The sequence below is a fragment of the Pedobacter heparinus DSM 2366 genome (assembly GCF_000023825.1).
Lineage (GTDB): Bacteria > Bacteroidota > Bacteroidia > Sphingobacteriales > Sphingobacteriaceae > Pedobacter > Pedobacter heparinus.
In genome coordinates this window covers 2,341,914-2,355,577 of the sequence record NC_013061.1, presented here as the reverse complement: position 1 = coordinate 2,355,577, position 13,664 = coordinate 2,341,914, and the positions used below count along the sequence as shown (strand labels likewise).

Annotated in this window: 5 protein-coding genes and 1 pseudogene; all 6 read left to right on the top strand. The window is 40.2% G+C overall.

What is annotated here, in order from left to right; genetic code table 11:
- Entirely contained in the window at positions 1–252 is a 252-nt protein-coding gene (locus tag PHEP_RS10105; RefSeq protein WP_015807855.1) for a hypothetical protein, read from the top strand.
- A gap of 360 nt (positions 253–612) precedes the next feature.
- A complete protein-coding gene (locus PHEP_RS10100; protein WP_015807854.1) occupies positions 613–1,176 on the top strand; it encodes a hypothetical protein in 564 nt (187 codons plus the stop codon).
- A 240-nt stretch (positions 1,177–1,416) separates the two neighbouring features.
- The gene (locus PHEP_RS10095) at positions 1,417–1,602 is read left to right on the top strand and encodes a hypothetical protein (RefSeq protein WP_015807853.1); all 186 of its coding nucleotides are present in this window, start codon (positions 1,417–1,419) and stop codon (positions 1,600–1,602) included.
- 253 nt (positions 1,603–1,855) lie between these two features.
- Positions 1,856–3,067, top strand: a pseudogene (locus PHEP_RS22500) (non-ribosomal peptide synthetase); the annotation flags it as partial.
- A gap of 12 nt (positions 3,068–3,079) precedes the next feature.
- The gene (locus PHEP_RS10090) at positions 3,080–8,386 is read left to right on the top strand and encodes an aminotransferase class III-fold pyridoxal phosphate-dependent enzyme (RefSeq protein ID WP_476703998.1); all 5,307 of its coding nucleotides are present in this window, start codon (positions 3,080–3,082) and stop codon (positions 8,384–8,386) included.
- Positions 8,387–8,401: 15 nt separating this feature from the next.
- The gene (locus tag PHEP_RS10085) at positions 8,402–13,624 is read left to right on the top strand and encodes a non-ribosomal peptide synthetase (protein WP_015807851.1); all 5,223 of its coding nucleotides are present in this window, start codon (positions 8,402–8,404) and stop codon (positions 13,622–13,624) included.
- Positions 13,625–13,664 lie beyond the last annotated feature (40 nt).

Genomic DNA, 13,664 nt, shown 5'->3' with positions numbered 1-13,664 from the left:
ATGAGAGTAATTGCAGAACTGCCCCATCCGGATTGTAAGATCACGTTATTTAACATGAACCAGAAGTACATCATCAAATTTGAACAGGGAACATTGGAACAGAGTTATAAACTCTCCGAACTGGACCTGACAGGTGGTGGGGCGAATGAAATTTTCCAGATCCTGGATGAGGCATTTATTGCCACAGTAGTGGAACGTTTTAAGGGAATGAGAGGTGATTTTTCGGCTGCTTACAACAGGCAGCAGTATTAGTTTAAATAAAGATCATAATACACTGTAAAACAGAATAAAAATATGTATTTCAGAATATTATTTTGTGTTTTAAGTATAACTACCCTTATCAGGTAATTTTAAATTAAATAAAAAATCAATATAAATAATATTAATTATATTGATTAATAAATAGTTATAGAAACAAACAAAATAATATTCTGGAGTACAGAAACGCCAAATATAATATAAGTTGCTTCGATTTAGGGAGGAAAAATGGTGCATTAAAAAACAAGATAAACGACCAGACAAAAGCTAACCGAATGAGGTTAAGGATTGATGGTCTCGATTTTATTTCGAATATTTGCTGCGTATAAATCACACCTCTACCCTTAGCCCGCCATGAAAAATAAAGTCTTATATATTGCTGTAATTTTGCCGGTTGTCATTTATACCTCATGCAGTAAAATAGCAGAAAATTTACAGCGGGATGCCATTGTTACAGACACGGTTTATTTTGAAATTCCTGTAATCGCAACATTGGATAATGCCCTTACCCTACCTAACGTAGCAACAACCATAAACCTGGAAAACCAGATCAATGCCCAGGTCCAGGACCTGAACGCTTCGAACCTGCATTCGGTTAAGCTTAAAAGTATCAACCTTGGTTTAGCTGAAATTGTTGAAGATTCCATTGATACAAAAAACAATTTTGCCAATCTTCAATCCATCAAGTTCAGCCTTACCGATGGCAGTAAAACCGATAGCCTGGCCAGTGTATCCATTCCTTCCAAAACATTAAGCCGTGGGCTGACCCTAAACCCGGTTATATTGCCCGAAACCTTGAAACCATATATCTCAAAACCTGCTATGAAATACAGCATCACCATTAAAGCAAAAGAAGTGACCACTGCTGTAATGACCGTTGGCGCTGCAATAAGCTATACGGTTACCCTGGTAAAGTAAACAGATAAGGTTTTTACGATAAAATTGCTTATATTTGCATAAAACGGGATATTCTAATACTTTTCTCTTCCCATTATCTGCCAACTCTTCTATTGAATTGGCTTCAAATTCATTCGGTTGTAGATCCGTTGTCAACCAGGAATTAAATTACACTCAGACCAGCATGATCCTAGCGAATCATTATAAGGTTACACAGGTAAGCGCAGAGGAAAGTTATTTTTTAATTAATTGATTGAATTTATGGCTAAATCTCAGGCTACCTTCATGAAGAAGCAACTGGAAAAAAACAGACAAAAGAAAAAAGAAGATAAAGAACAACGTAAACTGGAACGTCAGCAAAACTCTACAGGTGGAGATCTGGAAAGCATGATGGCCTGGGTAAATGAATTTGGAGAAATTGTGAATACACCTCCGGAGAAGAAATAAAACAATTTCTTAATTGTGAAAAAGTCAGTCCCTACGACTGACTTTTTTTTGATAGTTTTTTTTTAAAAAATCGCACAATTAATCAAGCATATCTTCAACCATTGGATAATTTTAGAGGATACCAACAGTAAGTTTATCATTAGTAACAAGTTCTGTACAAACCCTAAGTATCATATAATTTTTTTACCTTAGTGTAAAATTTGTTTGAACGGATAATGTATCATACTATCCAATCAACGTTCAACTGTTTTATATGCTTAATAAAGGAACAATAACGGATTCATTTTCAGGGCAAGCCAAAATTTTCCCTGAAAATATTGCGCTGGATTTTAATAACAATCAGCTTACCTACAAAGAACTAGACGAAAGGTCGAATCAGCTGGCCCATTATTTAAGGGCGCAGGGCGTAAAACAAGAAACACTTGTTCCCATCTGCATTAACCGCTCTATAGAGATGATTGTAGGCATACTTGGCATTATTAAAGCTGGCGGTGCTTATGTTCCCATTGACCCTCAATATCCAGCTGCAAGAATTGGGTACATCCTGGACGAAATTAAAACTGAATTCACTGTCAGTAATCGTGAAAGTTGCAAAAATTTGCCGGGAAAGACAATTTTGCTAGACGAAGAATGGGATTTAATCAGCAAAGAGCCGTTTGTTGCCACTACCGTAGCTACCAAAGACACGGATTTGATATATGTAATCTATACGTCCGGATCAACGGGTAAGCCCAAAGGTGTTATGGTTGAACACCGGTCATTATCTACTTACATCCGCACCCAGACAACTTATTTTCAAATCAACCCCGCAGATAGGATACTACAGTTTTCGAGCTATTGCTTTGATGCCTCAGTTGAGCAAATATTCCTGGCCTTATTAAATGGGGCTACACTGATATTGGTTGAAGGGGCATTGCTCAATGATATGGATGCGTTTTCTTTATTCCTTAAAAACAAAAAAGTAACGCACTTACACAGCACACCGGGTTTTCTGGAAAATCTGAACCCGGATGGTTATCCAAATTTAAAAAGAGTGGTAGCCGGTGGTGACCTGTGTAAAAAGTCATTATTTAAAAAATGGATAGGAAAGGTTGACTTTTATAACAAGTACGGCCCGACAGAATGTACAATAACCGCAGCTGAATACCACTGTACATCAGATGATGCAGAACGAGTTAAGGTCCTTCCCATAGGACGTCCCCTCGAAAATGTGGATATCTACATCCTTGATGAGTTCATGAATCCTGTTCCTGAATCGACCGGAGAAATACATATTGGTGGCATACAGGTATCCAGGGGGTATTTTAACCGCCCGGAACTAACTAAAAAACAGTTTATTGACAGTCCGTTTAAAGCCGGAGAACGATTGTACAAGACAGGTGATCTTGGCAGATGGTTGCCTGACGGAAATATTGAGTTTCAGGGGAGAGCTGATGATCAGGTAAAAATAAGAGGTTACAGAATTGAACTTGCTGAAGTGGAAAATGCACTTAGCGAATGTGGTGACGTAAAACAATGTGTTGTAATTACCAGAACGGATCAACAAAATGGCAAAAGTTTAATTGCCTATGTCATACCTCATGGCGATTTCAACAGAACAGCGATTGCGGATTACATGAAAAAGAAACTGCCGGAATATATGATCCCTCAGTTGATTGTTTCGTTGGATACCATTCCACTTACCCCGAACGGAAAGGTGGATAAAAAAGCGCTGCCAGATGTAGATGCAGGAGCCTTTTTGAGTAGTATATATGTTGCGCCGAAACACCCTACTGAACAAAAGATTGCAGCAGTATGGCAATCTCTGTTAAATGTAAAACGGGTAGGCATTAAAGATAATTTTTTTGAATTGGGAGGAAATTCCCTGCTGGCTCAAAAATTAGTGGCACTTTTGAAAGAGCTGGAACTGTTGTTGCCTGTAACCAGGCTGTACCAACACCCTACGGTTGAAGGTATTGCAGCTTTTATAGACGGACGCAGTTTCAAAACGGCCCCTAAAAAAGAATTGAAAGCTATAAGTGGAAATGATATTGCGGTAGTCGGGATGGCCGGGAGGTTTCCAGGAGCAGATACCGTTGATGAATTCTGGCAGAATTTAAAGGAAGGAAAGGAAACTACACATTTCTTTACAGATGAAGAACTGGACCCATCTATACCGGATGTGCTGAAAAAAAGCCCCAATTATGTTAAGGCAAGAGGAATAATAAATGATCCCGCTGGTTTTGATGCTGTTTTTTTTGGTATTAATCCTAAACTTGCAGAATTGATGGATCCTCAACATCGTCTCTTTCTAGAAATTTCCTGGGAGGCATTGGAACACAGTGGCCATGTACCTCAGAAATATGATGGCACTATTGGTGTTTTTGCAGGATGCAGGTTTAACACCTATTATTCGAACAATGTAATTTCCAACACAGCACTTATTGAAAATGCAGGAGCTTTTCAAGTAAGCACTGTAAGTGATAAGGATTACATTGCAAGCCGTACCGCTTATGCACTGGATTTAAAAGGACCAGCTGTAAATGTTCAGTCAGCCTGTTCCACTTCGCTGCTGGCGATAGCACAGGCAGTAGAAAGTATCAGAAACGGGCACTGCGATGTAGCTCTGGCGGGTGGCTCTTCTATGCTCGTACCTGTAAATAGCGGACACCTTTATGAAGATGGTGCAATGTTGAGTAGCGATGGACATTGCCGGGCTTTCGATGCAGATGCAAAGGGTACCGTATTTAGCGATGGTGCAGGTGTAATTGTGTTAAAGAACAAGGCTAAAGCCGAACTGGATGGTGATACCATTTATGCAGTAATTAAAGGCATTGGCTTAAGTAACGACGGCGGCGGAAAAGGTAGTTTCACAGCACCCAGTGCAGAAGGCCAGGCTGCTGCGATCAGTATGGCTATAGCAGATGCCGGGGTTTCTGCAGCAGATATCTCTTACATTGAAGCGCATGGCACAGCCACACCTTTGGGTGATCCAATTGAGATTGAGGGCCTGAATATGGCTTTTGCTGAGCAGGAAAAAAAACAATTTTGCGCCATTGGCTCTGTTAAAAGCAATTTCGGCCATTTAACCGGTGCGTCGGGTGTTGCAGGTATGATCAAGACGGTGTTTTCATTGTACTACAAACAACTCCCTCCTTCAATCAATTACAAAACGCCCAATCCTCATATCGATTTCGCAAACAGTCCTTTTTTTGTCAATGATATACTACGCGATTGGAATCCAGGTCGTAAACGGATTGCTGGCGTTAGTTCTTTTGGCGTTGGCGGCACGAATGTACATATAGTATTGGAAGAGGCGGAAAATCCGGTTAAACCAGACAATAAAAGCATCCGTCCTGTCCAATTGCTGTGCTGGTCGGCAAAGGCTGAAAATAGCATCCATGGTTATGGTTTAAAATTAGCCGACTACCTCAATAAACAGGGCTTAAACCTGGCAGATGTCGCATATACCCTACATAGTTCAAGATCAGATTTTAATCACAGAAGATTTGTCGTAGCTTCATCTGCAGCAGACTTTGCAGAAAAAATAGCCAATGAGCCGCTACTCGCTGCAAACACCAGGATTCTTAAAGAATATCCACAAGAGCTTGTATTCATGTTTCCGGGACAGGGAGCCCAGTTTCTGAATATGGGTAAGGACCTGTATGTTGCTGAACCCGTATTCAGACAAGCTATGGATGAATGTGCTGCGCTGCTTGCTGAAGTGATGCAGGAGAACATTTTGGATGTAATCTATCCTGAAAATGTAAATGAAGCCGCAGAAAACAGACTTAAAAATACCCGATATAGTCAGCCCGCCCTATTTACTATTGGATATGCCTTAGGCAAACTCTGGATGAGCTGGGGTATATTCCCCACTGCGTTTATCGGGCATAGTATAGGCGAATTCGTAGCTGCCTATTTTTCTGGGATACTGTCTTTACCAGATGCCTTGAAACTAATTGCCTCCCGTGGCAAGATGATGAGTGGTTTACCGGAAGGCAGTATGTTGTCTATACGTTCTGATGTGGAAACAGTAAAAACACTACTTTCTGATGAGATAGCCCTGGCTGCAGTAAACAGTCCAAATTTAAGTGTTGTTGCAGGCACTACCACAGCAATTGCGGACCTGGTTACTCAACTGGATGAAATGGGGATACTTAATCGCTTATTGCCAACCAGCCATGCGTTTCATTCACACATGATGGATCCCGTTATTGAACCGTTCAATGCGCTTGTGGAAACCATAACGCTAAATGAACCGCTTATTCCAATTGTTTCAACCGTAACAGGTGAATGGCTAACTAATGAAGAGGCCACCAACCCGACTTACTGGGCTAAGCATTTAAGATCAACCGTTAATTTCGGAGCAGCTGCGCAAAAACTTTTAACTGAGGGCTATAATTTATTTGTGGAAATTGGCCCTGGCAATTCAGCTGCTACCTTAACCCGTCAGCAGGCTGCCGGTAAGCCGATTGCAGTTATTGCCTCGCTGGAACAAGGAGAAAATGAGCAGTCTTCCTATAATTCAGTATTAAAGGCATTAGGTCAGCTCTGGCTGAACGGTGTAGAGCCAAATTGGACCTCGTTTTATAAAAACGAAGACAGAACAGTGATAAATGGACTGCCAACCTATTTTTTCAATAAAAAACAATACTGGGTAAACCCGGTTTTACCTGTTCAATTTACAAACCTATTGTTACCTGCTGAACCGATTACTGTCCAGCAGGATATTAAATCATCCCCAATAATGAGAAAGCAAGTTTTAATTGACAAAATTAAAGAGCTATTGGAAAATGCATCAGGCATAGACATGAGCAACATCACCCCTGAAATGACCTTTATTGAGATGGGGTTAGATTCCTTGTTGCTCACACAGGTTGCCCTGAATTTAAAAAAGCAATTTGCATTGCCGATCACGTTCAGACAACTGAATGAGGAATACAGCACTACGGGACTTTTAGCAGACTATTTGGCAACCAAATTACCTGCTGAGGCAATGCCGGCGAATCCTGGCCCGCCAACTACGGCACAGCCGGTTTACTTAAATGGCAGTCAAGCGGGTCCGGTCAACCATACGGCATTAGACCTGATCAGTCAGCAATTGCAGCTATTGGCAAAGCAGGTTTCAATTTTGCAAGGCAGCCAGATGCCATCGGTAAATGAACAGTATAACAACCATCAGGTACAGCAGCCAATAGTAAAGTTTAACGCAAATACTCAGCTAACCGCTGAAGAAAGCCTGGAAATTAAAAAACCATTTGGAGCGGCTGCAAAAATTGAAAGACAATCAGCAGCGCTGAATGAAGTGCAGCAAAATTACCTGAACGATTTAATTGTACGTTACAACAATAAAACAAAAGGCAGCAAAGCCTATACACAACAGCACCGGTCGTACATGGCCGATCCGAGAGTGGTTTCAGGATTCAGGCCAGCAACAAAAGACCTGGTCTATTCAATTGTAATCAACAAATCCAAAGGAAGTCGTTTATGGGATATTGATGATAACGAATATATCGATGCCTTGAACGGTTTTGGCTCAAATATGCTTGGTTATCAGCCAGACATCATTAAACATGCTTTAATTGATCAGATTGAAAAGGGTTATGAAATCGGACCTCAGCATGAATTATCCGGAGAGGTATCCAAACTCATCTGTGAATTCACCAGCTTTGATCGGGCAGCACTGTGCAACACTGGTTCAGAAGCTGTATTAGGTGCAATGCGAATAGCTCGGACCGTTACAGGGCGATCAATAATCGTTGCTTTTACGGGCTCTTATCATGGCATTGCAGATGAGGTGATCGTTAGGGGAAGTAAAAAGTTAAAAACTTTTCCTGCTGCTCCGGGCATCATGCCTGAAGCGGTTCAAAATATGCTTATCCTGGATTATGGTACAGAAGAATCTTTGCAGATCATTGAAGAACGTGCACATGAAATTGCTGCAGTATTGGTTGAACCGATACAAAGCAGACGAGCTGATTTTCAACCAATTGAATTTCTTAATAAATTGAGAAAAATTACTGAGGATGCTGAAACCGTCTTAATTTTTGATGAGGTTATTTCTGGCTTTCGCTTTCATCCCGGAGGAGTTCAGGCACTCTTTGGCATTAAAGCTGATATTGGCACCTACGGTAAGGTAGCGGGTGGCGGCATTTCCATAGGAATCATTGCAGGTAAGAAAAAATATATGGATGCATTGGATGGGGGGTTCTGGCAATATGGTGATGACTCAATTCCAGAGGTTGGCGTTACGTATTTTGCAGGAACATTTGTAAGGCATCCATTGGCATTGGCTACTGCCAAAGCCTCGCTAACTTACCTGAAAGAAGCAGGTCCGGCGTTGCAGGAAAACCTCAATGCAAACGGCTTATATATTGCCGATGCAATTAATAAAATATGCAGGAAATTAAATGTTCCGATGTACATCGCACAGTATGGTTCATTATGGAGGATTAAGTTTATTGAGGAATATCCTTATAATGAACTGTTCTTTACATTAATGCGTTACAAAGGGATTCATATACTCGAGGGATTTGCCTGCTTCCTTACCACCGCACATACTGCAGAAGATATCCAAACGATCATCAGGTGCTTCGAAGAAAGTTTAATGGAACTTAAAGCCGTAGGTTTAATTCCCGAATATCAGCACCAGATAGCTGAAACCGACAATGAAATAGCCAATTATAATAACTTAAATATCCCCCCCTTCCCAGGTGCAAAATTGGGTAAAGATAAAGATGGCAATCCTGCCTGGTTTATCAAGGATGAGAAAAATCCAGGAGAATTTCTTCAGGTGATATAAATTAACAGCAATCAAATGAGCAATATACCTGTTCTTAAGCCTATTGACTTTAACCCCTTTGAAGAGGGAAAAGTGATAGAGAAAATTACTTTTACAAATGATTCTCAGCGAGAAATATGGGTTTCCTGTATCTTGGGCGGAGAAGAAGCTAATTTATCTTACAACGAATCTGTTTCTCTGGAATTTAATGGCAGATTTGATTTCGATTGTTTTAGCAAAGCAATAAAAAACCTGATTTTACGCCACGAAGCACTCAGGTCTACTGTAAGTCCGGATGGAGAAAAACTAATCATTTATAAAAACTGGAATATGGAGTTTGCGTTGGAGGATATTACCAATCCGGATGAAGCAAACCAACGGAAACAATTAAATGCGGTAATACAAAAGGCAGTAAATACACCACTCGATTTAAAGGAAGGCCCTCTTTTTAAAGTACTGCTTCATAAATTGAATGAAAATACGCATTACTTTACCATTATAAAGCATCATATCATTGGTGACGGCTGGTCTACCGGCATTATGCTGGAAGACCTCAGCAAAATGTATAACAGCTATTTAAAAGGGGAAGAAATTTTTCTTGCTAAGCCTTATCAAATCAGTGACTACGCGACTGAACAAGCCCGTTTTAAATTAAGTCAGTCTTATCAAAAAACTGAAACGTACTGGCTAAACCAATATAAAGGCAAAATTCCGATGGTAGATCTGCCAACAGATCGCCCAAGATTAGCGCCCAGATCATATAAAGCAAAACGAATTGACCATCCTTTAACCGGAACACTTTTAACGCAGATAAAAAATACTGGCGCCAAGGCGGGTGCCAGCCTGGTTACCACCTTACTGGCTGCTTTTGAAATATTATTGTACAGCAGAACCAGAGAGCAGGACATTGTGGTAGGTCTGCCCGCTTCAGGACAGTCAGCAAGTGGTTTATACAATGTGGTTGGGCATTGCGTCAATTTATTGCCACTCAAAACACATATAGAGCCGGCACAGTCTTTTTCTGATTATTTAAAAAAGCGTAAAGGCGAAATACTTGATGCTTATGATCATCAGAGACTGACCTTTGGTGAATTGATAAAGAAATTATATATACCCAGAGACAGTTCAAGGGTTACTTTGGTACCGGTAATATTTAATATTGACATGGGAATGGATCAGGCTGTATCATTTGATGAACTGCAGCATGCTTTATTCAGTAACCCCAGGTCGTATGAAAATTTTGAGATTTATCTCAATGCAACTGGTTCTAAAAATGGCATCCTACTCGAATGGTCTTATAACACAGATTTATTTGACGAGAAGACCATTGAAAGTTTTCATAAAGAATACCGCTCAATTCTCGAAAAAATCGTAAAAAGTCCGGAAAGTACCATTGCTCTTTTAACAGGTATACCGGAGCAACAAAACCAAATTATAAAACCTCCGGTAAATGTACAAAGGCATGTAAACCAAAACATAAACGAGCTGGTTATGGAAGCCGCAAAAAGGTATCCGGAAAATACAGCTGTCAGCTTCAGCAGTAAAAGCATGAGTTATCAGCAACTTTGGAAAAAAACCAACCAGTTAGCCTCCTATCTGCTTGATAAAGGTGTTAAACCCGGGGATACTGTTGGACTCTGCGTGGATAGATCGATGGAAATGCTGGTGTTTTTGTTGGGTATACTCAAGGCGGGCGCTGCCTATATTCCCCTGGACCCGTCTTATCCGCATGAAAGAATCGAATTTATGTTGCAGGATGCTGCTACTAAAGTATTGATCACCAATAAATCCTATCAGCAAAAATACAAGACGGAAGCCAGTGAATTTATAATCGAAGAAATCTGGTCGCAACTGGACAAGTTTGAAGAAGTATCTCGCACTATAGAATTAGGTGGCAATGACCTTGCCTACATATTATATACTTCGGGATCAACAGGAAAACCTAAGGGTGTAAAGGTAACGCATCATAACCTGGCTAATTTTTTAGTGAGCATGCAAAATGAACCAGGAATATCAGCTAATGACAGTTTATTGGCCATTACCACCATTTCATTCGACATTGCCGGCCTGGAATTATACCTGCCATTGATTACAGGTGCTGAAGTGGTCATTGCTGATCAGGAGAGCACACGTGACGGACGGCTATTGCTAAATATATTAAAGTCAAAAAAAATAAACCTAATGCAGGCCACGCCATCAACCTGGCAAATGATGATTGACGCCGGATGGAAAAGAGGAGATCTGCCGAAGGTATTGTGTGGAGGAGAAGCCTTGCCTAAGGATCTCTCCGAAAAAATAATGGCCCGCTGTGATGAATTATGGAATATGTATGGACCAACAGAAACAACCATTTGGTCTACCATAAAAAAAATTAAACCTACCGATGGGCTATTGACCATTGGTTTACCCATCAACAATACGCAGATTTATATAGTTGATGAACATAATCAAGAGGTAGCTATAGGTGCCTCGGGCGAAATTTTAATTGGAGGGGATGGCGTTGCTGCCGGCTATTTAAACAGGCCTGAACTAAGTGATGAGAAATTCATCAATGACACTTTTTCCGGGCATCCGGGCTCCAAAGTATACCGGACTGGTGATCTCGGAATCCGTCTGGCAAATGGAGAGATACAATGTTTGGGAAGGATTGACCAGCAGGTTAAAATCCGGGGGCACAGAATAGAATTAGGAGAAATTGAGTCCGTTTTATCTGCTCAGGATGATGTCAAACAGGCCGTAGTGATTGCAAGGGAAGATAGCAGATCCGACAAACGTTTGGTTGGATATGTAGTTTTAGAAGATGGAGTTGGAACTGTCGATAGTTTGTCCTGGAAAGATAGATGGGACACCATTTATAATATGGAAGTGCAATCTAATGGCACACAATCTTCTGTTGAAGAAGACATGGACAGTAAGTTTTTCAAACAACTGGAAAACAGTGAAGATTTTTTGAAACAATCTGAAGAATGGCTAAGGGCCTCGGTAAACCGGATCAACAAGCTTAAAGCTCAACATATTTTGGAAATTGGCAGCGGAGGCGGGCAACTGATGTTTGAAATTGCGCCTGGCGCCTCCTCTTATGTCGCTACAGACTATGCTGAAACGGCAATAGAGAGCTTGCAACAAACAATAAATGCTGAATCTGAAAAATGGAAAAATGTTACCGCTCGGGTTGCCACAGCAGATGATTTTAGCAGTATTGGCGATGCGAAGTTTGATCTTATCATCATCCATAGTGTGGCCCAGTATTTTCCTGACAGCAAATATTTTCTAAAAGTTATTGAAGAGTCTGTAAAGAGGATCAATGATGGAGGTTGTCTATTTATAGGTGACATGCAAGGAAAAAATTCATTGGAAATGTGTCATGCCATAGATCACTTACCCCGGTCGAAAGATACCACCACTCTCGCCGATTTTAAGGAGATCGTTCAGCACCGGGTAAAGATTGAAGATGAATTTACTGCTGATCCTGGATTTTTTTACCTTCTTAAAGCATTGATACCTTCAATTACCGGAGTTGATGTACAGTTGCGAAGAGGAACTAGGTTAAATGAAACCGTTAAATATCACTATGACATCTGGATCTATGTAAATTCAACACATAAATCTGAAAAGCCGGCATTAAGCTTATCATGGGATGAGATTAAAAGTTTAACAACACTTGAAGAACTTCTAAGATCGAATGAAAACAAAATTTTTGAGGTAAAAAACATTTTAAATAAACGGACCGCTAAAGACTTCACTTTGTATCAGTGGATGAACAAAGGGGAAGCTGTTGACATGAAGACCATAAAAAACAGGCTAGCCATAATTGACGATGGCCTTGACCCTGAACTTTTTTGGAATTTGGGCGCTGAGCTGGCTTATCAAACACATGTAAGATGGAGCACAGATGGTACCGATGGAAATTTCGATGTGATCTTTATCCCGTCACAACTGGATCAGATCTTACCTGAATATACCTCTGGCGAATTTTTATCAAATCGAAAACTTGCTGATTTCGCAAGGAATCCTCAAAATGCCAGTCAAATACAGATCCCTAAAACTATCACCGAGAACTGGACCATTAATTTGAGACAACATCTACCAGATTATATGGTACCAGTTGATTATGTCGTGTTAAAAAGCTTTCCTTTAACCCCGAACAATAAAATTGACAAAAATGCCCTACCACAACCCCAGATCAAATCTAACGCTGTTCTGCAAACAGACCTAAAGGAATTAAACAGGTATGAACAAGTCATTCTGAGCATCTGGCAGAGCGTTTTAGAAATGGATTATATTGGTCTGGAAGATGATTTTTTTGAACTGGGCGGGCATTCATTACTGGCAGTAAAAGTGATGTCAGCCATAGAAAAAGAAACGGGTAAACGTCTTCCCCTTGCCGTTCTTTTTGAAAATTCAACTATTAATAAACTGGCAAAAAAAATTGAATCAAATGAAGAAGAAAAGTTAGGTGCCCTGGTACCGATCAAGCCGACTGGTACTAAAGACCCTATATATTTGATACATGGTGCAGGTCTTAACATTCTCTTGTTTAAATTTATAAGTGGCTACCTTGATGCTGAGCAACCAGTTTATGGATTACAGGCTGCAGGATTGAGCAAGCCAAGCCCACTATTGTATACCATTGAGGAAATAGCTGCTTTATACATATCGGAGATGATTGAATCTAATCCGGAAGGGCCATATTGTTTAACGGGTTATTCTTCAGGCGGAACAATTGCCTTCGAAATGGCACGCCAGCTGATAGCTATGGGTCGGCAGGTAAAATTTGTTGGGATAGTTGACTGTTATGCAGGAAACAATGAAAATTTTGCCAGTACCAGAAGTATTTTGGCGAGGAAAATAATACGTCAATTTAAAAAGTTTCCTTTCGTGATCAAATCGTTCATTAAATATCCTTACGAAACTTTCTCCTATCAGTTAAATTATGTGAAATACAAATTAAACTTTCTTAAACCCAATAATTTCGAAGGCGTAAATGAACAGATATCACAGAAAGAAAAAGACATTTATAAAAGTTATAATATAGCCCACAGGAATTACAGACTTGTTCCTGCTGATATCAAGGTTAGCCTGTTTAGTGTAAATAAAAGGCTCTATTATATAGATGACCCAATACATCTTGGCTGGAAAAAATTTGCCAAAAAAGGGGTTGACGTCATGAACATCCCGGGTGATCACATTACCATGCTTGCCCATCCAAACGATATAGAATTTGCCAGGATATTACAGGAAACATTAAATAAGATTTAACAATAAGGTGAATCCATCTATAAAACATCTGGATTGGCAT